The 22225-nt window shown below is 59.4% G+C and carries 18 protein-coding genes; 15 read left to right on the top strand and 3 right to left on the bottom strand.

Going from position 1 to position 22225, the window contains the following annotated elements; translation table 11 throughout:
• Positions 1–152: 152 nt before the first annotated feature.
• The gene (locus ACYU7Z_RS17230; protein ID WP_460572748.1) at positions 153–1820 is read right to left on the bottom strand and encodes a L,D-transpeptidase family protein; all 1668 of its coding nucleotides are present in this window, start codon (positions 1818–1820) and stop codon (positions 153–155) included.
• A gap of 118 nt (positions 1821–1938) precedes the next feature.
• Between ACYU7Z_RS17230 and ACYU7Z_RS17235 the strand changes: the two genes are divergently transcribed.
• From ACYU7Z_RS17235 to ACYU7Z_RS17255, 5 genes are all read left to right on the top strand, one after another.
• On the top strand, positions 1939–2439 hold the full coding sequence (locus tag ACYU7Z_RS17235) for a DUF4385 domain-containing protein (RefSeq protein WP_460572750.1): 501 nt from the start codon (positions 1939–1941) through the stop codon (positions 2437–2439).
• A 77-nt stretch (positions 2440–2516) separates the two neighbouring features.
• Positions 2517–3413, top strand: a complete 897-nt coding sequence (uvsE, locus tag ACYU7Z_RS17240) for an apurinic/apyrimidinic endonuclease family protein (protein ID WP_460572752.1) — start codon at positions 2517–2519, stop codon at positions 3411–3413.
• Between the two features lie 186 nt (positions 3414–3599).
• On the top strand, positions 3600–5099 hold the full coding sequence (gene atpD, locus ACYU7Z_RS17245; protein WP_460572754.1) for a F0F1 ATP synthase subunit beta: 1500 nt from the start codon (positions 3600–3602) through the stop codon (positions 5097–5099).
• Between the two features lie 89 nt (positions 5100–5188).
• Positions 5189–5446, top strand: coding sequence for a F0F1 ATP synthase subunit epsilon (atpC, locus tag ACYU7Z_RS17250; protein WP_460572756.1), 258 nt, complete (start codon positions 5189–5191; stop codon positions 5444–5446).
• A 188-nt stretch (positions 5447–5634) separates the two neighbouring features.
• Positions 5635–7488: a DUF4139 domain-containing protein gene (locus ACYU7Z_RS17255; RefSeq protein WP_460572758.1), complete on the top strand. Its 1854-nt coding sequence runs from the start codon at positions 5635–5637 to the stop codon at positions 7486–7488.
• A gap of 280 nt (positions 7489–7768) precedes the next feature.
• Here the strand turns inward: ACYU7Z_RS17255 and ACYU7Z_RS17260 are convergent, their stop codons facing one another.
• Entirely contained in the window at positions 7769–8320 is a 552-nt protein-coding gene (locus ACYU7Z_RS17260; protein ID WP_460572760.1) for a YqgE/AlgH family protein, read from the bottom strand.
• 124 nt (positions 8321–8444) lie between these two features.
• On the opposite strand from ACYU7Z_RS17260, the gene ACYU7Z_RS17265 reads away from it, so the two are divergent.
• On the top strand, positions 8445–9794 hold the full coding sequence (locus tag ACYU7Z_RS17265) for a sensor histidine kinase (RefSeq protein WP_460572762.1): 1350 nt from the start codon (positions 8445–8447) through the stop codon (positions 9792–9794).
• Positions 9795–9883: 89 nt separating this feature from the next.
• Here ACYU7Z_RS17265 and ACYU7Z_RS17270 read toward each other — a convergent pair whose 3' ends face one another.
• The gene (locus tag ACYU7Z_RS17270) at positions 9884–11086 is read right to left on the bottom strand and encodes an S-adenosylmethionine:tRNA ribosyltransferase-isomerase (protein WP_460572764.1); all 1203 of its coding nucleotides are present in this window, start codon (positions 11084–11086) and stop codon (positions 9884–9886) included.
• Between the two features lie 213 nt (positions 11087–11299).
• On the opposite strand from ACYU7Z_RS17270, the gene mraZ reads away from it, so the two are divergent.
• The 9 genes from mraZ to murG all read left to right on the top strand — a co-directional run bounded on the left by mraZ (position 11300) and on the right by murG (position 22221).
• On the top strand, positions 11300–11773 hold the full coding sequence (mraZ, locus tag ACYU7Z_RS17275; RefSeq protein ID WP_460572766.1) for a division/cell wall cluster transcriptional repressor MraZ: 474 nt from the start codon (positions 11300–11302) through the stop codon (positions 11771–11773).
• Positions 11766–12788, top strand: coding sequence for a 16S rRNA (cytosine(1402)-N(4))-methyltransferase (rsmH, locus tag ACYU7Z_RS17280; RefSeq protein ID WP_460572768.1), 1023 nt, complete (start codon positions 11766–11768; stop codon positions 12786–12788). The genes mraZ and rsmH overlap by 8 nt, the downstream gene beginning before the upstream one ends.
• Before the next feature lie 64 nt (positions 12789–12852).
• Positions 12853–13185: an FtsL-like putative cell division protein gene (locus ACYU7Z_RS17285; RefSeq protein ID WP_460572770.1), complete on the top strand. Its 333-nt coding sequence runs from the start codon at positions 12853–12855 to the stop codon at positions 13183–13185.
• A gap of 92 nt (positions 13186–13277) precedes the next feature.
• Positions 13278–15419, top strand: coding sequence for a penicillin-binding protein (locus ACYU7Z_RS17290; RefSeq protein WP_460572772.1), 2142 nt, complete (start codon positions 13278–13280; stop codon positions 15417–15419).
• On the top strand, positions 15419–16885 hold the full coding sequence (locus tag ACYU7Z_RS17295) for a Mur ligase family protein (protein ID WP_460572774.1): 1467 nt from the start codon (positions 15419–15421) through the stop codon (positions 16883–16885). Before ACYU7Z_RS17290 ends, ACYU7Z_RS17295 begins: the two co-directional genes overlap by 1 nt.
• 141 nt (positions 16886–17026) lie before the next feature.
• A complete protein-coding gene (gene mraY / locus ACYU7Z_RS17300) occupies positions 17027–18304 on the top strand; it encodes a phospho-N-acetylmuramoyl-pentapeptide-transferase (protein ID WP_460572776.1) in 1278 nt (425 codons plus the stop codon).
• Positions 18305–18446: 142 nt separating this feature from the next.
• Positions 18447–19784: a Mur ligase family protein gene (gene murD, locus ACYU7Z_RS17305; RefSeq protein WP_460572778.1), complete on the top strand. Its 1338-nt coding sequence runs from the start codon at positions 18447–18449 to the stop codon at positions 19782–19784.
• Positions 19784–21130, top strand: coding sequence for an FtsW/RodA/SpoVE family cell cycle protein (locus tag ACYU7Z_RS17310; RefSeq protein WP_460572780.1), 1347 nt, complete (start codon positions 19784–19786; stop codon positions 21128–21130). The genes murD and ACYU7Z_RS17310 overlap by 1 nt, the downstream gene beginning before the upstream one ends.
• Positions 21127–22221 carry a UDP-N-acetylglucosamine--N-acetylmuramyl-(pentapeptide) pyrophosphoryl-undecaprenol N-acetylglucosamine transferase gene (gene murG, locus ACYU7Z_RS17315; protein ID WP_460572782.1) on the top strand — a complete coding sequence of 365 codons (1095 nt, stop codon included), beginning with the start codon at positions 21127–21129 and terminating at the stop codon, positions 22219–22221. The genes ACYU7Z_RS17310 and murG overlap by 4 nt, the downstream gene beginning before the upstream one ends.
• The last annotated feature ends 4 nt before the right edge of the window (positions 22222–22225 follow it).

The following is a 22225-nucleotide window of genomic DNA, read 5'->3' on the forward strand; positions in this document are numbered from 1 at the left end:
ACTGACGCGGCCGGAGCTGCCTTTGAAGTAAGGAGCATTGTGCTAGCCGCGCCATTCATCCTTTCCCAAAGCGACGCCTGGAAATAAGAAAGCGTCCCACCGGAACGCTTTCTTACATTATTAGCAGACTACATTATTAGCAGGCTAGCAGACTATCGCTTCGCCGTCTGCTGCTGCCCGGTAAACATCTTCTGCGCCAGCTCGCGGTCGTGGCCGTAGATGTCGTCGCGGAAGTTGAGGCGGCCGGCCTCGTCGACCCAGGCGGTGTAATAGGTGATGACCACCGGCACCGGGTTCTTAAGGCGCACGGTGCGTTCGGTGCCGGCGTTCATGGCTTCCTCGATGCTGGCGGGATCCCACTTGGGGTCGTCGCGGAGGAGGTACTGGGCCATCTTCTCGGGGTCGGAGAGCCGGATGCAGCCGTGACTGTAGGCGCGCTTGTCCTTCGAGAAAAGGCTCTTGGCATTCGTATCGTGGAAATAAATGTTGAAGCTGTTGGGGAAGAGAAACTTCACGCGGCCCAGCGAGTTGTCGGGGCCGGGGCGCTGGCGGATCTTCGGAAGACCGCCCTCGGTGCCGATCTGCTCCATGTTCTGCGCATCGAGGTAGCCGGGGTTGGAAGCCAGCTTGGGCAGGATCTCGTTCTTCACGATCGAGGGCGGCACGTTCCAGTAGGGGCTGAACACCACCTGGTTCAGGTCGCCGTTGAACATCATCGTGCTGTGTCCTTCCTTGCCTACCACGATGTTCATGTCGAAGGCCTTCTGCTTGCCTTCAAATACGTGGAGCACGAACTCGGGGATGTTGACCACGATCAGGTTACCCGAGGGGGCTACCGGCATCCAGCGCATCCGCTCCATGTTCATCACGATCTGCTCGAGCCTTGTCTGGGCGGGCACGTTGAGGTCCTTCAGCTGCGTCTCGGTGAGCTTGCCGTCGGCGGTGTAGCCCATGCGCTCCTGGAAGTTGCGGATGCCGTTGAGCAGCGTGTCGGTGAAGACGGCGCTCGTATCGCCGGCCGGTATGTCGCCGGTGAGGGCCAGGTGCTGCTTGAGCACCCGGATCTGCGGCGAGGAGGCTCCGGGGCGGAAGGCCTTGGCCGGGCCGCTGATGGAAGGCCAGCCGCCCTTGCGCACGATGTCGAGGTAGCGGCCCGCCTCGCGCTTGAGGCCGGCATAGGCAGGATTTACATCGTCGTAGTATTTATTGTCCTTGTGCTTTTTCTTCAGAATGGAGTCGGCGAGGTATTGTACGTCTTCCTTCTTGCGGGGCACGAAGCGCTCCATCTCCTTGCGCTTCACCTGGCCGTCGGCATAGTAGCCAAGCATGTATTTGAGGAAAGCCTGCGTCATCTGGAATTCCGTCTGCATCGTCGACTTGTCGCCGGCGGTAAAGTGCAGCGTTTCCTCGCTGGTGAGGGCATCCATGCGCTTCTGCAGCGATTTGTCGCGGAGCGATGAATCCTTTACATGGTTGATGGTGTAGTCAAGGAGGTTCCAGAAGCCGCGTGCCTGCTCGGTGAGGCCGCCGGAGTAAAACCAGGCGTATTGGTAGTTGCGGGCATTGTAAAACGAAACGAGGCGGCGGGCCATGGAGTCGGGGAGCTTATTGGCCGTTATGTAGCCGATGAGCGCGGTGCTGTCGAGGAACAGGTCGTTGTAGGCATTGCCGCGGGCGATGCTCAGATCGCGCTTGCTGACCTTTTTGTCGGCAACAGCCGCGCTCTCAATGCCGCTGCTGTCGTCGCTGTCATGGGTTTGGGCGTTGCAGGCCGCGAGGAGGCAGCCGCAGGTTGCCAGGTAGAGGAGGAGCTTTTTCATACACCCTCTATTTTACAAAACACGTGCCCGTAGCGAAGAGGTTGGTATGAATATCGAATAACGAATATCGAATAACGGATATCGAATATCGAAATGAGCACAGAATAAGGAACGATGAATGAGAAAGGGATTCGATTATACGCTGGACTTTAACAAGACCGATTTCCGCGCGCACCCCGAGTTGTACCGGATGGGGAAGGGCGAGCAGGGTGTGTTGCTGGTGCAGCCCTATAAAAGCGAGTTGCTCCCGCACTGGCGGTTTCGCACGCCCGACATCGCCCGGGTCTCGGCGGCGAAGCTGCTGGAGCTCTTTGCCGGCTACCGCGATGCCGGCGATTTCGTGGGGATGGATATGGCGCGCAAGTTTTTGCAGATGGGCTACACAAGGAGCCGCCGCTACGCCAACCACGCCTCGGGACAGAAATACAAGGGCGCCGTGCCGCGCGATAAAAAGGGTCAGAGCGGCGCCCATGGCCGCGCGGAGCTTCCCCGCGATCCCGATCCCGTGAAGGCCGAGAGCGCGGCCATCTTCTATAAGGCATGGCAGGAAGCCGCGGCAGACCCGGTGTACCAGGAGGCGGTGGCGGCGCATAAGGCGAGGGTGAGTAGTGAGCGGTGAGCAGGTGAGCCGGCTGGGCGAGGGTCCGGGGAAGAAGTCTTCGCGTGTCTTGGCGCGGTTTTCGAAACCAGCTCCCCATGCTCAATCTCGGATACGCCTGTATCAACGTGCAACTGGCCGAAGAAGGCATCAGCACCAACCGCGGGATGATCCGCCGCACCTTCCAGCAGAAGGGCGTCGCCTATGCCTCGCAGCTGGCGCTGCAAAACGTGGAGGCGCTTTACCGGATCCTGCAATGGAATGTGGCGCAGGGCGTCGGGGTGTTCCGGGTTACCTCCGAGCTGTTTCCCTGGGCCTCGGAATACGACCTGGAGCAGATGCCCGATTTCGCCGCCATCCGCGAGCGGCTTGAGGCCTGCGGCCGGCTCCCGATCCGCCTCAGCACGCACCCGGGGCCCTTCAACAAGATGGCCGGCACGGGCGCCACCCTCGACAATACGATCCGCGATCTAGAGATCCACGCCCGCCTCTTCGACCTCATGGGCCTGCCGCCCTCGCACTGGAACAAGATCAACATCCACGTCGGCGGCGCCTATGGCGACAAGGTGGAGAGCATCCGCCGCTTCGCGGAGAACTTCCGGAAGCTCTCAGGCTCGCTGCAGCAGCGCCTGACGGTGGAGAACGACGACAAGCCGGGGCTGTACACCGTGGCCGACCTGCTGCCGCTGCACGGGATGACGGGTATCCCGATCGTGTTCGACTACTTTCACCACCGGCTCCACAGCGGCGGGATGCCGGAGGAGGAAGCTTTTCACCTCGCGTACAGCACCTGGGACCTGCGCCCCGTATTTCACTACTCGAGCTCCCGCCGCGACCACGAGGAGCCGGCCGCGCCCAAGGAAGCGCATGCCGACTATATATATGAGCCGATCCGTACCTATGGAAAGGATGTCGACGTGGTGCTGGAGGCCAAGATGAAGGAGAAAGCCCTGCAGCGGTACCGGGAAGAGTTTGGAAGAGCGAATATCGAATAACGAATATCGAATATCGAAGGCGGGAGATCGGGTTCGGCAGGGCGGCAGTACGTCCAATATTCGATATTCCCCGGGTCGTTTTTCGATATTCAACGCGCTTTTCCCTACTTTTGCAGCCTGAAAACGGGGTGCAGCGCTTGCTATCCGCCCCATCACCCAAAAAAACGCCTCTTTTAAACGCTTTTTATGGCAAAAGTCGGTAAGGTAAAACAGATCATCGGCGCCGTAGTCGACGTACAGTTCGAGGGCAGCCTTCCTGAGATTTACAACGCATTAGAGATACAAAAAGAAAACGGTGACAAGCTGGTTCTTGAAGTGCAGACGCACCTCGGCGAAGACAGCGTGCGCACCATCGCCATGGACGGTACCGAGGGTCTCACCCGCGGCCTGAAAGTGGTCGACACCGGCGGTCCCATCATGATGCCCGCCACAGAGGCTGTAAAAGGCCGCCTGTTCAACGTAACCGGCGATCCCATCGACGGTCTGCCCCCGGTGCCCAAAGTGAATGGCCGCGCCATCCACGCCAAGCCCCCCAAGTTCGAGAACCTCTCCACGGCCTCCGAGATCCTGTTTACAGGTATCAAGGTGATCGACCTCATCGAGCCCTATGCAAAGGGTGGTAAGATCGGTCTCTTCGGTGGTGCCGGTGTGGGTAAGACGGTACTGATCCAGGAGCTGATCAACAACATTGCAAAAGCCTATTCCGGTCTGTCGGTATTCGCAGGCGTTGGTGAGCGTACCCGCGAGGGTAATGACCTGATGCGCGAGATGATCGAAGCCGGCATCATGAAATACGGCGACGCCTTCAAGCACTCCATGGAAGAAGGTGGCTGGGATCTCAGCCGCGTGAACATGGACGAGCTCGCCGACTCCAAGGCCACCTTCGTGTTCGGCCAGATGAACGAGCCCCCGGGCGCCCGTGCCCGCGTAGCCCTCTCCGGTCTCACGATCGCCGAGTACTTCCGCGACGGCGACGGCACCGGCAAAGGCCGCGACATCCTCTTCTTCGTCGACAACATCTTCCGCTTTACCCAGGCCGGCTCCGAAGTATCCGCTCTCCTGGGCCGTATGCCTTCGGCCGTAGGTTACCAGCCCACGCTGGCCACCGAGATGGGTCTCATGCAGGAGCGTATTACCTCTACCAAGAATGGTTCGATCACTTCCGTACAGGCCGTTTACGTACCTGCGGATGACCTTACCGACCCGGCTCCCGCAACCACCTTCGCCCACCTCGACGCCACCACGGTACTGTCGCGTAAGATCGCTGACCTTGGTATCTACCCCGCGGTGGATCCCCTGGACTCGACCTCGCGTATCCTCATGCCGTCGGTTGTTGGTGACGCGCACTACAACTGCGCCAACCGTGTGAAGCTCATTCTCCAGCGCTATAAGGAGCTGCAGGACATCATCGCGATCCTCGGTCTGGACGAACTGTCCGACGAAGACAAGCTGACGGTATCCCGCGCCCGTAAGGTGCAGCGCTTCCTGTCGCAGCCCTTCCACGTGGCCGAGGCCTTCACCGGTCTGAAAGGCGTGCTCGTTCCCATCGAGGAAACGATCCGCGGCTTCAACATGATCATGGACGGCGAAGTAGACGACTACCCGGAAGCTTCCTTCAACCTCGTAGGCAGCATCGACGATGCGATCGAAAAAGGCAAGAAGCTGATGGCGCAGGCGCAGGGATAATACAAGTTTACAGTTTGATGTTTGGAGTTTGAAGTTGGGGCTACCCGAACAAACTCCAAACCGCAAACTCCAAACTCCAAACTGATTTTATGACTTTAGAGATACTGACTCCCGAGCGCAAACTTTTCTCCGGCGAAGTGTACGGCGTGCAGATGCCGGGCATGAGCGGTTCCTTTGAAGTGCTCGACAAGCACGCTCCGCTGGTCAGCGCCCTCAAGGCCGGCCGCGTGAAGGTGCTCCGCGACAAGCAAAACCACACCGCCACCTTTGATATCCAGGGCGGCTTCGTGGAAGTGCTCAACAACAAAGTGACCGTGCTGGTAGAAGGCGCCACGAGCAACGAGTAACGTGAATCGTCGATCGTGAATCGTTAACGCGCTACACGGAAAAATACAGAACGGATGCCCAGGGGCATCCGTTCTTCGTTAACAGGCGTGCGCCTTCAGGATCGAGGATTACCTGTTGGCAGACGGCAATGCAGCCTTTCCGCCGGATCGCTTGCCTTACGTACATCGATAACCGCCAATCCACGCACATGAGATCCTGCCAACTGCTCGTCGCGCTGCTGCTTACAGCCCTGTTCGCCACTGCCCAGCCGAGAACCCAATCCATCGAAGCGCCCGTGAAAGGGGTTACTATCTTTTCCACCGGAGCCCGCGTGGAGCGCAGCGCTTCGGCCCTGCTCACGGCGGGACGCAACGCGATCGTCTTCACCGGGATGAGCAACCAACTCGACCCGCAAAGCGTGCAGCTGAAAGCCGATGCGAACATTACCCTGCTGTCGGTGCAGGCCACGCGCGACTACCTCACGCAGCGCCGCCTGGAGCAGGACGAGAAAAACTTTATCGAGCGCATCCGCGCCGTATCGCAGCGAAAGGAAGCCGATGAAAAGCAGCTCCAGGTATATAGCAAGGAAGAGGAGATGCTGGAGAAGAACCAGGCCATCGGCGGCTCGGCGGGTGTGAAGGCGCCGGACCTCAAAGCAGCCCTCGATCTGCAGCGGCAGCGGCTGACAGAGGTGTACGAAAAGCAACTCGAATACGGGCGGCGCATCATCGAAGAGCAGGCCGAGCTGACGCGCCTGCAGGCGCAGCTGCGCGAGTTCGGAAAGAAACGCGACTCGGTGCAATACATGGTGACGGCCCTCGTAGACAGCCGCGACGCGCGCAACGTGAAGTTTGACCTGTCGTACAACGTAAAGGATGCCGGCTGGTACTCCACCTACGACGTGCGGGTAACCGAAGTGGGGAAGCCGCTGCAGCTGCTGATGAACGCCAACGTGTACCAGCGCAGCGGAGAGACCTGGAAAGACGTCAGCCTCGTGCTGAGTACCGGCAGTCCCAACGACAACGCCACACCGTCGCAGCTGCAGCCCTGGATGCTGGGATTCTATGTGGCCGGCGCGCCGCCGGTACGTGGACAGGCGCCCGGTGACATCAGCGGCCGCATCATCGACCAGGACGGCAACCCCGTGCCCTTCGCCACGGTAACGGCGGCGGGTACGCGGAACGCTGTATCGGCCGATGCCAATGGCTTTTTCCGGATAGCCGGCGTCGCGCAGGGCAGTTACCTGAGCGTGTCGGCCGTGGGCTATTCATCGCGTAACACGCAGGTGCGGACCGGCTATTACACCATCCCGCTTGCCCGGTCAGAAACAACGCTCGAGAGCGTGGTGGTGACCACCGGGCTTGGCGTCCGGCGCGACGCCGGGGAAATGGGATACGCCGCGACGCCGGTTGCGAAGGAAAGCATCCAGACCGTTTCGGTGCAGACCGAATACCAGCCGACAACCATTGTTTACCGGATTGACGAGAAATACTCGCTCGAGACCGATGGGAAGACCACAACCATTGGCATCAAGCAGATCGACGTTCCTGCCACATACGATTACTACGCCGCTCCCAAGGTGGACCCGGCCGCCTTCCTCACGGCACGGATTACGGGCTGGCAGCAACTTGACCTGACACCCGGTGAAGCGAGCCTGTACTTTGAAGGCGCCTACCTCGGAAAGACCTACCTCGATCTCAACGCGGCGTCCGATACGCTGTCGCTTTCCCTCGGCAAGGACAATGGCATCCGCATCACGCGGAAGCTGGTGAAGGAATACAGCTCCCGTCGCTTCCTGGGCTTGAACCGCGTCGACAGCCGTGCCTGGGAGATCACGGTGCGGAACAACAAGCGTACAGCGGTGTCCATTACGATCAGCGACCAGGTGCCCGTGTCGACGGTTAAGGAAATTTCGGTGGAGGAGGAGAAGACCGATGGCCAGCTCGATAAGGAGACGGGCATCATCAGCTGGCAGTTCGAGTTGCCGGCAGGGCAGGAGCGGAAGCTGAATCTCAGCTACCAGGTAAAGTACCCGAAAGACCGGCGCGTGATGCTGGAGTAGGAAACCCGTGAATCGTGAGGAGCGCGCCGTGAAGGGCGCTCCATCAGGTGGCGGCCCTACAGGCCGCTGATCTTCAAAAGCCTTCACTTTCCTCGGACTAAAGTCCGAGGCGATAAAATGCCGGCGCTGACGCGCCGTGAATGAAAAAAGAAGTTATCCGAAAAAAGACAAAGCATGCGTGGGAAGGGAAATCTGTATCAGGGGGACGAATCCTTCGAGCGTTCAGGATCCGGTTATCAAACCAGCGCACGAGTAATTGTTCAACTGTGCGGACCGTTACCTAATTGAGCTGCGGATCGATGGGGAAGTTCACCATCATCTCGTAGTCGCCGCCGAGGTGCTTGAGGGAGTCCTTCCAGATCTCTTCGGCCTGCTCGTGGAAGATGAGGCGGCGCGTGGCTTCAACGGTGAGCCAGGTCTTCTCCTCGAGCTCCGATTCGAGCTGCCCGTTGCTCCAGCCGGAGTAGCCAATAAAAAAGCGGATCATTGTGGGGTCGGCCGCGCCGCTGTTGATGAGGGCCACCACCGAATCGAAGTCGCCCCCCCAGTACACGCCCTTGATGACCTCGATGCCGCCGGGGATCTGCTCGGGGTAGCGGTGGAGAAAGTGCACCGTGTTCATCTGCACCGGTCCGCCATAATACACCGGCAGCTTGTGCCCCTCGATCTCTGGGAGCAGCTCGTCGAGCGTGTTCTCATACTGGCGGTTAATGACGAACCCGATGGAGCCGTCCTCGCGGTGCTCGGTGAGGAGCACCACCGTACGCATGAAGTTGGGGTCTTTCAGGAAAGGGTCAGCGATCAGGAGCACTCCGGTAGCGGGGGTTACCATATTAATTAAATGTACGGGTTACACTACAAAACTTGTTAAAGGTCAAAGGCCAATAAATTGTGCCACGATCGGCGCGGCCGCAGCCCTATTTTTGCGGACGGGACCTATTTCCTACTTTCCGGCCGTGAAACGCGTTTTCCCTCTCATCATCGTACTCATCAGTCTGTCGCTTGCGGGCATTTTTTTCATCCAGTATTCCTGGCTGAAAAACGTGATGCTCGTGCAGGAAGAGCAGGTGCGCCACAAGGTGCGCGATGCGGTCGACCGCGTGGCCGATGAGCTCGGTGCCTACAAGGGTGCCTCGGCCGCTTCGGGGATCGGGGGCAACCGGCCCTTCCCCGGGCTCGACAATACGCTCGACCTTCCGCACAACTATTCGATCTCCCAGCGCTTCACGGCCCAGGAGATCTACGAAAAGATCAGCCAGCAGTTCGCGGCACAGCGCCTCGAGAAGGTGCCCTTCGAATTCGGGATCGCCACCAACCTCAACGGCTTTTACCTCGGCCGCCGCTCCAACCAGTTCGAAGCCTGGTATGCCGACTCCGCCAGCCACTTTCAGTACCTGCGTCCCATCACGCCGCCCGGCGGCTCGGCCGTGGAGAACCTCGCGCCCGACGAGATCCTCATCGTGCTGATCCCGCGCGTGGAAACAATCGTCAACATGCAACTGCGCTCGCGTATTGCCCTTGCCGTGTTGTTCACGATCATCATCATGGCGGCCTTTGGTCTTACGCTCTATACAATGTTTCGCCAGAAGAAGCTTGCGCAGATCAAGAACGACTTCATCAACAACATGACGCACGAGTTCAAGACGCCCATCGCCACCATTTCGCTGGCCGTGGATGCCCTGCGCAACGAGAAGGTGCAGGCCGACGTCAAGAAGCTCTCGTACTTCAGTGATATCATCAAAGAGGAGAACCAGCGGATGAACCGGCAGGTGGAAACGATCCTGAAGGCTGCACTGCTCGAGCGCCAGGAGATCCAGCTGAACCGGCGTGAGCTCGATGCGCACCAGATCATCCAGGATGTGGCCAACAACTTCATGCTTCGCCTGCAGGAAAAAGGCGGGTCCCTCGAGCTCCAGCTCAATGCCGCGAACCCCGTCATCTTCGCCGACGAAGTGCATTTCTCCAACCTGGTGAACAACCTGATGGACAATGCCGTGAAATACTCCAAGGATAATGTGCCGCCAAGGATCGCGCTGACGACCAGCGCCGACGACCGCCGCTTTTATATCCGTATCGAGGACAACGGCATCGGCATGAACCGGGAAACCCTCAAGCGCATCTTCGAAAAGTTTTACCGGGCGCATACCGGCAACATCCACAACGTGAAAGGCTTCGGCTTGGGCTTGTCGTACGTGAAAAGCGTAGTGGAAGCGCACCAGGGCCATATCAAGGCGGAAAGCACGCTGGGCAAGGGCTCTGCGTTCACGATGGACTTCCCGCTTTTTAAGGAAGATAAGGACTCGTGAGCGGTGAGCAGGTGAGCAGTGAGCCCTTTTGAGGGGTTGCGACGCAAGAAGCGTATGCGCTCACCGTTCACCCGCTCACCGCTCACCGCTCACGACGCCCGCCAAAGCAGGCTACTGTCTCCGTAGCTCAGGAACCGGTAGCCGCCATCCAGCGCATGCTGGTACACGTCGCGCCAGGCCTCGCCGATAAAGGCAGCCACAAGCAGTATCAGTGTCGACTTCGGTTGGTGGAAGTTGGTGACGAGCGCATCGGCCGACCGGAACCGGTAGCCCGGGCGGATCAGGAGCGAAGTGCGTCCGTACAGTGTATCGAATCCTTCCTGCTCCAGGATGTTCCATAATACCTGCAGGCTCTCCGCGTAGCTCATGCTGCCCGTCAGCTCGTAGGCTTCCCATTGGCCCAGCTCCGTTTGCAGGCTGCCGGCCGCCGCCGTCTTGACGCCCAGCCAGTAAAGACTTTCCAGGGTACGCAGGCTTGTGGTGCCCACAGCGATGATCGTCTTGCTGTCGATCAGCGCCCGCAGCGATTCGCGCGACACCTGGAAGTATTCGCCGTGCATCGGGTGGCCCCCGATCGTCTCGCTTTTGACAGGCCGGAAAGTTCCGGCTCCCACGTTGAGGGTCACGGGCACCCGGCGGATGCCTTTGGCTTCGAGGGCCGCAGTGACGCTTTCGGTAAAATGCAGGGCCGCGGTAGGCGCCGCTACCGAGCCTTCGTTGCGGGCAAAGATGGTCTGGTAGCGCTCGGAGTCGGCGGTCTGGGCCGCGCGGCGGATATAGGGCGGGAGCGGGATAGCGCCCGCGGCATGGAGCACCTCGGCAAAGGGAAGCGCGGGTGTCCATTGTAATTCCACGATAAAGTCTTCGGGCTCTTTGGCGATGAAGCGTGCTTCCAGCACGCATTCGGCGCCGCGCAGCTCCAGCGTTTTGCGGAGCACCTGGCCCGGCTTCCACTTCGATGCGCCGCCTATGAGGCAGCGCCATTGCACCGGCCCTTCGCTCTGAAGGGCCGCCGTCATTTCGGCGGGGCGGGCGGGCTCGAGGCAAAACAGCTCGATCACCCCGCCGCTTGGCTTCTGAAAGAAGATGCGCGCCTCGATCACGCGGGTATCGTTGACCACCAGGGTGGCGCCTTCGGGAAGGAGGGAAGGGAGGTCGCGGAAGTGCCGGTCGTCGATTCTCCCACTTTCCGCCACCAAGAGGCGTGAAGCATCGCGTTCGGGGAGCGGAAAGGCTGCAATACGGTCGTCGGGAAGCGGGTAATCAAAGGCGGAAATCGGCAGGTCGTTCATGGGTTGTTTATAACTATCGGGTTATCCACATTTCATATTTGGTTATGCACACTGAATTCACCTAACGTGGCCGGTTAAACGCCCAAAAATGGCGTGGAACGGAGTGAAATCAATGCTTTGCGGGGTGCGGGGACTGGTGGATAAAATAACGCCCTCCCACATGCTATGCAAAAGTGGTAAAAAGTGTTATTTTGTGTCAACTTATCCCAATAAATGGCAACTATCAGCTTTCTCGGCGAATATGAAGCGACCCTCGATGCGAAGGGACGCTTCCTCCTGCCGGCTGGTTTCAAGCGCCAGCTGCCGGAAGGCGAAGCTACGCGATTTGTCATTAACCGGGGTTTCGAGAAGTGCCTGACACTGTACCCGGTACAGAGCTGGCAGCCGCTCTACGACCAGATATCCGCGCTCAACGACTTCGATCCGAAGGTGCGCGAGTTCCGCCGCTACTTCCTCAATGGAGCCGTAGAAGTGGAGCCCGATACCGCCGGACGCATCCTGGTTCCCAAGAACCTCCAGGAGTACGCCCACCTCGGTAAGGATATCGTGCTGGCAGCGGCCGTGAACAAGATCGAAATCTGGGATAAGACCGAATACCAAAAGTTCTTTGACTCCGTTTCCGCGTCCGACTTCAGCTCGCTGGCGGCCTCGGTGATGGCACCGAAAACAGGAGGCCTCAATGGGTAAGAAGCGTGAGCGGTCAGCGGTGAGCGGTGAGCCGAAAGCTGCCGGTAACGAACATGTTGCCGACGCCTCGGGTCTCGCAGCGCACGATGCTGTTCCCAACGCCGAATACCATATCCCGGTACTGCTCAACGAAGTGCTCGGGGCGCTCGCCATCAAGCCGGACGGGGTGTATGTGGACTGCACCTTCGGGGGCGGCGGCCACAGCAGCTATATCCTGAAGGCGCTCGGTCCGAAGGGCCGGCTGCTGGTGTTCGACCAGGACGCCGACGCGGTGCGCAACGTGCCCGACGACGCCCGTGTCACCTTCGTGCCGCACAACTTCCGCCACCTGAAGCGCTTCCTGCAGTACTATAAAGTGCCGCAGGTGGATGGCCTTCTCGCCGACCTCGGCGTAAGCAGCCACCAGTTTGACGAAGGAAGCCGCGGCTTCTCCACCCGCTTCGAAGGCGCGCTCGACATGCGCATGGACCAGCGCGGCGGACGCACGGCGGCCGACATCCTGAAGACCTACAGCGAAAGCGAGCTGCACAAGCTGCTGGAGCAATACGGCGAGGTGACCAACGCCAAAACGCTGGCCCGCACCATCGTAGAAGTACGGAAAACGACTTCGCTCGACACGACGCTGGCTTTCCGCAACGCGGTGAGCACCGTGGTGAAAGGCAACCCCAACAAGTACTTCGCGCAGGTTTTCCAGGCGCTCCGCATCGAGGTCAACGACGAGATGGGCGCGCTGAAGGAGCTGCTCGAGCAGGTGCCGGAATCGCTGAAGGAAGGTGGCCGCGCGGCCATCATCACCTTCCATTCGCTCGAAGACCGGCTCGTGAAGCAGTTCTTCCGCAACGGCACCTTCGAGGCCGAAGAGGAGCATCCCTTCGAATCGAAGCAACGCTACAACCCGCTGAAGCTGGTGAACAAAAAACCGATCGAAGCGACGGCGGAGGAGCAGAAGCGAAACCCGAGATCGCGAAGCGCGAAGCTCCGCGTAGCGGAGAAGAAAGGTTCAGAGAAGGTTTAGAGAGGTTTTGAGTGGTTTTGAAGGGTTTAGGGAATGAAGTAACGAACACACGAATAATAAAACATTGGATCAAGTAAACAACAAGAAGGAATTCGAGCTGCGCTTTCACTGGAAGCGCCTGCTGAACTACGGCAACGTGGTGCGGCAGATGCCCTTCTTCCTGTTCCTCGCAGCGCTGGCGGTGGTGTACATCTACAACGGCCACCTGGCCGACAAGCTGAGTCGCGACATCGCCCGCACGCAGCGCGAACTGAAAGAACTCGAATACGAGTACAAGACCGTCAAAGGCCAGGTACTCTTTCAAAGCAAGCAAAGCGAGATCGTTAAAGCCGTGGCGCCGCTCGGATTGAAGGAAATGAGCGCAGCGCCGGTGGTACTCACAGACTCGACGAAATAAGTAAAAAGCAAAAAGTCAAAGGTCAAAACCAATCGACGCAAACGCTTTTGCCTTTTGAATTTTGACTTTAGAATTAAACACACAGGACCAAATTGGAAATAAAGAAGGACATATTATGGCGCGTTTACCTGAGCTTCATCGGCATTGTGCTGCTGGGGATCGTGGTGATGGGCCGTGCCTTCTACATCCAGCACGTGGAGGGCGACCACTGGCGCGCGCTCAGCGATTCGCTGCACCAGAAATACGTGGCCCTCGATGCCGAGCGCGGCACGATCTACAGCGAAGACGGCCAGATGCTCTCGACCTCCATTCCCTACTTCGACGTTTACGTCGACTTTGGTGCTGAAGGTCTCCGCGAGAAGAACGGCAAGCGGTTCAAGGCGCACCTGGACTCCTTTGCCACGGCGCTCTCGAACTTCTTCCGCGACAGCACCGGCGCTCCCGAGAAAACCGTGGGCGAATACAAGAAGGAGCTGAAGGCCGCCTACAACCAGGGCAACCGCTACTACCCGCTGCACAAGAACCTTTCGTTCGACCAATACAAGACCTTCCGCAGCTTCCCGCTGGTACGCCTCGGGCGCAACAAGAGTGGGATCATCGTGGAAACGAACACCCGCCGCCTCAATCCCTTCGGTCTTCTCGCCCGCCGCACCATCGGCCTCGCCCGCGAGAAAAAGCTGAGCGTCGGCCTGGAGCGTACCTACGACTCGCTGCTCAGCGGCGAATCGGGCAAGCGCCTCGTGCGCTTTATCTCCGGCGGTGCCTATGTGCCCGTCGAAGGCTACGAGATCGACCCGGAGAATGGTAAGGATGTGATCACAACGCTCGACGTCAACATCCAGGATGTTGCCGAAAACGCGCTGCTGAAGGTGCTCTCCGAAAACGGCTCGCAGTACGGCACCTGCATCGTGATGGAAACGAAGACCGGCAAGGTCAAGGCCATCGCCAACCTGGGCCGCCGCAAGGACGGAGGCTACGATGAGGATCTTAACTACGCACTTCATACCACCGAGCCCGGCTCGACCATCAAGCTGGCCACGCTGCTCTCTGTGCTCGAATCGGGCTCGAGCCGCGTGACCGACCTCGTTGAGGTAGGCAGCGCGGGTGCCGAGTATGTGGGTGTACGCGTCATCAACGACGCCGAGCGCGCGCCGAAGCCCGTGCTGACGGTACGCGAAGCCTTCGCGCACTCGTCGAATGTAGGTATGGCGAAGCTCGCCCTCAAGGCTTTTGCCAACAACCCCGATCAATTCAAAAGCTACCTCCATCGCTTCCGCCTCGACCGCAAGGCCGGTATCGGTCTGGTGGGTGAGGAAGCGCCGCTGCTGCCGAAGTGGCGGAAAAATAAAGAAGGCCTCCATGCGATGCTGACCATGTCGTTCGGCTACGCCATCGAGGTGAGCCCGATCCAGACGCTCATGCTGTACAACGCAGTCGCCAACGGTGGCAAGATGATGCGGCCCTACCTCGTGAGCGCCATCAACCAGAACGGTACGGCGCTGCGCACGATCGAGCCCGAAGTGCTCGACCCGCAGATCGTGCGCGCCGACGTGGTGCTGGCCGCCCGCAGCTGCATGGAAGCCGTTGCCACGGAAGGCACCGCGAAAGATGTGTTCAAGGACATGCCCTTCCCTGTTGCCGGAAAGACAGGTACCGCGCACGTTGCCGGCAAGGAAGGCCAGCAGGTGATCCGCTACGGCGATGGTGTATACCAGGCTTCCTTCGTAGGCTACTTCCCCGCCGATGCACCCGAGTATACCTGCATCGTGCTGGTGAAAACACAGCCGCATGCGCCGCGTCACTTCGGTGGCCAGCTCGCGGCCCCCGTGTTCAAGGAAGTAGCGCTGAAGCTGTTTGCGACCAAGGTGCAGCAGAAGCGCGGCACACCGGTGCCGGTGCACCCCGACAGCCTCCGCTACGAATACGCCGGCTATGCGCCCGGCATGAAAGAAGTGCTCCGCAACGTTGGCTACCGCGGCGTTCGTGATTCGGCGAAGGTGGGCGACTGGGCGCGGCTCGATGCCTCGTTCAACGGTGCTGTGGCCAGGCCGATCAGCGTCGTCCGCAAAACGATACCTGATGTACGCAACATGACACTCCGTGATGCCCTGTACGTACTCGAGAATATGAACGTAAAAGTGCAGGCCAAAGGCCGCGGCAAGGTGCTCCTCCAGGACATCGCGCCCGGTACGCCCGTCACGAAAAATCAAACTGTAACCCTGCTGCTCAATTAATGAAGGTACTCGCCGACATATTATACACAGTGCGTCTCCGGGCCGTTACCGGCGACCGGGACATCCCGGTAGACTCCGTGCAGCTCGACTCGCGCAAAGTAGCGCCCGGCGCGCTTTTCGTGGCGGTGAAAGGAACGGCTTCCGACGGCCATGCCTTTATCGCGAAGGCCCTCGAGCTCGGTGCCACGTCGATCGTTTGCGAAACGCTCCCGGCCGAACAGAAGGAAGGAGTGACCTACGTACAGGTGGAAGACAGCGCCGAAGCCGCCGGCATCATCGCGCATAACTTTTACGACCAGCCTTCGAATAAGCTGAAGCTCGTAGGCGTCACCGGCACCAACGGCAAGACCACCATTGCCACGCTGCTCTATAAACTCTTCACCGGGCTTGGCTACACCTGCGGACTCGTGAGCACGGTCGAAAATCTCATTGCTGGCGAGGTGATTCCCTCGACGCACACGACACCCGACGCCGTCAGCCTCAACGCCCTGCTGGGAGAGATGGTTCGCCGCGGCTGCAGCCATGTGTTCATGGAAGTGAGCTCCCATGCGGTGCACCAGCGCCGCATCGCGGGACTCCACTTCGCGGGCGCGCTCTTCAGCAACATCACCCACGACCATCTCGACTACCACAAGACATTCGACGAATACATCAAGGCCAAGAAAGCCTTTTTCGACGGGCTCACGGCCGATGCCTTTGCCATCAGCAATGCCGACGACAAGCGCGGTGCCGTGATGCTGCAGAATACCGCAGCGCGTAAGCTGCTCTACAGCCTCCGCACCGTTGCCGACTTTAAGGGGAAGATCCTGGAGAACGCGCTTACTGGGCTCGTGATGACGGTGAATGACCAGGAAGTACACTTCCGCCTTATCGGGGAATTCAATGCCTACAACCTGCTGGCCGTTTACGGCGCCGCCGTTTCGCTTGGCGAAGACAAGCAGGCCGTGCTGGAGGTGCTCAGCAACCTTTCCGGCGCCGAGGGCCGCTTCGACTATATCGTGTCGAAGAAGGGCCACGTGCTCGGGATCGTGGATTACGCGCACACCCCCGATGCACTCGTGAACGTGCTGACGACGATCAAGAAGCTGCGCAAGGGCCACGAGCAGATCATCACGGTGGTGGGCTGCGGCGGCGACCGCGACAAAACGAAGCGTCCGATCATGGGCGAGGTTGCCTGCGCCCACAGCGACAAGGTGATCTTCACCTCCGACAACCCGCGGAGCGAGGATCCCCTCGAGATCCTGGCGGAAATGGAAGCCGGCCTCAACACGGCCGCGCGCCGCAAGTTCGTATCGATCGCCGACCGCCGGCAGGCCATCAAGACGGCTGTCAGCATGGCGGCTGACGACGATATCCTGCTTATAGCCGGGAAAGGTCACGAGAAGTACCAGGAGATCAAAGGCGTTAAGCAGCACTTCGATGATAAGGAAGTGTTGCAGGAAATGTTTGAATTACTGGATAAATAGGGTGAATGGTCAATGGTGAATGGTCAATGCCACCGCCAATGACAGCAGCCCCGGGAAAGGAATTAAAAGAAAACGAGTGCTGACGGTTACCAGTGAAGTCTTTTCACCATTGACCATTCACCATTCACCAAACAAGAACGAATGCTCTATCACCTCATACAATGGCTCGAAGCGAACGGAATCCATGTTCCGGGCAGCGCGGCGTTCTACGGCATCGCCACGCGCGTGCTGCTGGCGGTGCTTCTGTCGCTGCTGATCACTACGGTGTACGGCAAGCGTCTTATCCGCTTTTTGCAGAAGAAGCAGATCGGCGAGAGCGTGCGGGAACTTGGCCTCGCGGGGGAGAACATGAAGAAGGGCACGCCGACGATGGGCGGGATCATCATCATCCTGGCCATCCTGATCCCGACGCTGCTGCTGGCGAACCTCACCAAGGTGTATGTGCGCCTGATGATCTTCAGCACCATCTGGCTCGGCGTGATCGGCTTTATCGACGACTACCTGAAGCTGCGTGCGAAGCGTGCCGCGCAGGCCCAGGGCTCGGCCTACAAGAAGACCGACAAAGACGGCCTCGCCGGCTGGTTCAAGGTTTTTGGCCAGGTGGCCCTCGGCATCACCGTAGGGGCAACGCTCTGGTTCAACAGCAACGTGGAGACCTGGCGCGAGTATTTCGGCACACCTACTTCGGCACATGCACCGGTGTATACGCGTGTCATCAACGGCAAAACGCACTATTATGTGCCGACGAAAGAAGTGGTCACGACCATTCCCTTTGTCAAAAACCACGAGTTCAACTACGCCCGCCTCCTGCCGGCCTCGCTGCGCAACTATGCATGGGTGCTTTATATCGCCATCGTGATCCTGATCATCACCGCGGTGTCGAACGGGGCCAACCTGACCGACGGTCTCGACGGTTTGGCAACGGGTACATCGGCGCTCATCTCGCTATGCCTCGGCGTATTTGCTTACGCCTCGGGCTCGCTGCTCATCGCCGACTACCTCAACATCATGTACATCCCCAACCTGGGCGAGCTGTCGATCTTCATCGGCGCCATGATCGGGGCCTGCGTGGGCTTCCTGTGGTACAACTCGTACCCGGCGCAGGTGTTCATGGGCGACACGGGCTCGCTCACGCTCGGCGGACTTATCGCGGCGCTGGCCATCATCGTGCACAAGGAGCTGCTGATCCCGATCTTCTGCGGCGTGTTCCTGGTGGAGAACCTGAGCGTGGTGCTGCAGGTGGCGTACTTTAAATACAGCAAACGGAAATACGGTGAAGGACGGCGGATCTTTTTGATGAGCCCGCTGCACCATCACTACCAAAAGAAAGGATACCACGAGGCCAAGATCGTTACCCGCTTCTGGATCGTCACGCTGCTTTGCGTGGTGCTCTCGATCGTAACGCTGAAGCTTCGCTAGAACAAACAACCCTGATGAAGAACCACCCTTCGAACGGAACGGACCGGATGACTAACACCAACTTTTGATACCGGATCTCGGATCTCTGATGTCGGAAAAAGCAAGCGACAAGGGGCTAAGGGGAATCATAAAAGAACAAACAATGAAGCGACTCGTAATACTGGGCGGCGGCGAAAGCGGGGTAGGGGCAGCATTGCTGGCCCGCCAGCGCGGCTACGACGTGTTCCTGTACGACGAGGGCGCGCTGAAGCAGGGGTACCGCAACGAGCTCCAGCAGGCGGGAATTCCCTTCGCCGAGAAGACCGTGGGCGAGGCGCTGATCCTGAATGCCGACGAGGTGGTGAAGAGCCCCGGCATACCGGAGAAGAACGAGCTCGTGAAGAAGATCCGCGCCAAAGGAATCCCGGTGATCTCGGAGATCGAGCTGGCCTACCGCTACAAGGGCGACAGCCGCATCATCGCCATCACCGGCTCTAACGGCAAGAGCACCACCACGGCGCTGATCTACCACATCTGCAAAACGGCAGGATTCGATTGCGCCCTCGTGGGCAACATCGGCTACTCCTTTGCCAAGCAGGTGGCCGAAGACCCGAAGCCGCTGTACGTGGCCGAGATCTCCAGCTTCCAGCTCGACGACATCGTGCGCTTCCGTCCCAACGTAGCCCTGCTGCTCAACATCACCGAGGATCACCTTGACCGCTACGAATACAAGTTTGAGAACTATATCCGGAGCAAGTTCCGGATCGCCATGAACCTGACAGCCGACGATTATTTCATCTACAACTCCGACGATGAAGTGATCGCTCCCTATATGAACCTTATCCCCAACAGCGTAAAAAAACTTCCCATGAGCATGAAGCGTAAAGAGGAACCCGGTGCCTACATCCAGGACAATGAGCTGAACGTGAATGTGCCCGGCGCCGAGCAGCAGCAGATGAGCGTTTACGATTTCGCCCTCAAGGGCAAGCACAATCAATTCAATACTATGGCAGCATGCGTGGCGGGTGCGACGATGGAGATCCGCAAGAGCAAGATCCGCGAGGCGGTGCAAACGTTCCAGAGCCTCGAGCACCGCATGGAGCCCGTAGCCACAGTGCGCGGCGTTGAGTTCATCAACGACTCGAAGGCCACCAACGTCAACTCCACCTGGTATGCCCTCGAAAGCATGACAAAGCCGACCGTGCTCATCCTTGGCGGCATCGACAAGGGCAACGACTACGGCCTCATCGAGGAGCTCATCACCGAAAAGGTAAAGGCGATCGTGTGCATGGGCACCGACAACGCCAAGATCCATGAGGCCTTCAACGGCAAGGTGCCGCTGGTAGACACGGCTTCGGCCGCCGACGCCGTACGCGCCGCCTACGAGCTGTCGGCCCCCGGCGACGCGGTGCTCCTGAGCCCCGCCTGCGCTTCTTTCGATCTCTTTAAAAACTACGAAGACCGCGGCACTCAATTCAAGGAAGCCGTCAAGAACCTGTAATGCCTCAAAACGCTGACATATCGTTTGCCGAGCTGGCCAAGAACGCCAACGTGCTCCGGAAGACCAAGGGCGACAAGGTCATCTGGGCCCTTGTGGGGCTGCTGGTGCTCGTGTCGCTGCTGGTGGTGTACAGCGCCACCGGGTCGCTGGCTGTAAAAAATTACAAGGGCAATACCGAAGTGTACCTGTTCAAGCAGGTCGTGTTCATCGGGCTCGGCTTCTGCGTCATCTACTTTGCGCACCGTGTGAATTATACGCTGTATTCGCGCGTGGCCAAGGTGCTGTTCCTGCTGTCGATCCCGCTGCTTATCTACACGCTGTTCTTCGGCGCCACCATCAACCAGGGCTCCCGCTGGATCCGCCTGCCCATCATCAACATGACGATGCAGACCTCCGACCTGGCGCGCCTCGCCCTGTTCATGTACCTGGCCCGTATCCTGAGCCGCCGCCAGAACGTGATCAAGGATTTCAAGAAGGGCTTCCTTCCCGTGATCCTGCCGGTGGCCGCCACCTGCGCCCTTATCGCGCCGGCCAACCTCTCCACCGCCTTGCTGCTGGGTGCCACCTGCATGATGCTGCTCTTCATCGGGCGTGTGTCGGGCAAGCACCTGCTGCTCGTGATCGGTGTCGCGGCTATTCCCGTGGCTATCCTCATCTCCGCTGCGGTTGTGAAGCACAAGACCGGCGGCGAAGAGGAAGAGGCGACGACATCGGTAGCAGCGCCGAAGGCCAAAGGCAACCGCCTCACGGCCCGCGTGGACACCTGGGTAAGCCGCGTGGAGAACTTCATGTACGGCTCCAAGGAAGTGTCGAACGACGACTCGTACCAGACCGACCAGGCCAAGATCGCCATTGCCAAGGGCGGCTTCCTCGGCAAGGGCCCGGGCAACAGCGAGCAGCGCAACTTCCTGCCGCAGGCCTACAACGACTTTATTTATTCGATCATCATCGAGGAGTACGGGCTGGTGGGCGGCGCGTTCATCATCTTCGTATACCTCGCGTTATTATACCGCTGCATCCGCCTCTACAAGCGTTGTCCGTATGCCTTCGGCGCCTTCCTGGCGCTGGGGCTGTCGTTCACGCTGGTGCTGCAGGCGATGGCCAACATGGCCGTTAACGTCAACCTGTTTCCCGTTACCGGCGTCACGCTGCCGCTGGTGTCGATGGGTGGCTCGAGCTTCCTCTTTACCTGCCTGTCGATCGGGATCATCCTGAGCGTGGCCCGCAACGTGGAGCAGATCGAGGGTAAGGAGAAGCTGAAGGAAGAGCGCGCACAGCAGCAGGCGGAGCTCGACGCTGCAGGCGAAGAAGACGTCATTGAAGAAGAGGAGGGCATTACGGTATGAGCAAGCGTATCATCATCGCAGGCGGCGGCACGGGCGGGCACATCTTTCCCGCACTGGCCATTGCCAATGCCCTCAAGGCGCAGGAGCCAACAGTAGAAATACTCTTCGTGGGCGCCCGCGGCAAAATGGAAATGGAAAAGATCCCGCAGGCCGGCTATCCCATCAAGGGGCTGGACATCGCGGGCTTCAACCGCAGCTCTTTGCTTAAGAATATCACGCTGCCCTTCAAGCTCATTAAGAGCTTCTTCCAGGTACGGGCCATCGTGAAGGACTTTCGTCCGGACGCCGTCGTTGGCGTGGGCGGTTACTCGTCGTTCCCCGTGCTGCGCTATGCGCAGGCGAAGGGCATCCCGACGTTCCTGCACGAAAGCAACTCCTTCGCCGGCAAGAGCAATATGCTGCTGGGTAAGAAGGCGGCCCGCGTGTTCGTAGCCTCGGGCGGTATGGAAAAGTTCTTTCCCGCCGACCGCATCGAGGTCGTGGGCAACCCGATCCGCCCCGGGATCGTGAAGACGGCTGCCCTCTCGAAGAGCGACGCGCTCCGGTTCTTCGGGCTGCAGGAGGGACGTTGCACCGTGCTGGCCGTTGGTGGCTCGCTCGGCGCCCGCTCCATCAACGAAGCGCTGGCTTCGCGGCTCGACGAGCTCGTTCGCGCGGGCATCCAGCTGATCTGGCAAACCGGCAAGACCAACGCAGCGCGCTGGCGCGAGGCGGCCGATGGAAAGCCGGGGATCTGGGTGGGCGACTTCATCACGCACATGGAGCAGGCCTATGCCGCTGCCGACATCGTGGTTTCGCGCGCCGGGGCCATGGCCGTAGCCGAGCTCTGCGTGGTAGCGCGCCCCGTGGTATTCGTGCCCTACCCGTATGCCGCCGAAGACCACCAGACCGCCAACGCGCAACACCTCGTGGCGCAGAACGCGGCCCTGATGATCCCGGACAGCGAGGCCAACGAGAAAGTGGTGACCGAGCTGCTGGCCCTGGCTGGCGACGGAAACCAGCAGGAAATCCTGAAACGAAATATCGGCAAGCTCGGGGTAAGCGATGCCGACCAACATATCGCACAAGCCATTTTAAAACAGATCGCGTAGAACC

It is taken from the genome of Flaviaestuariibacter terrae, assembly GCF_054777635.1.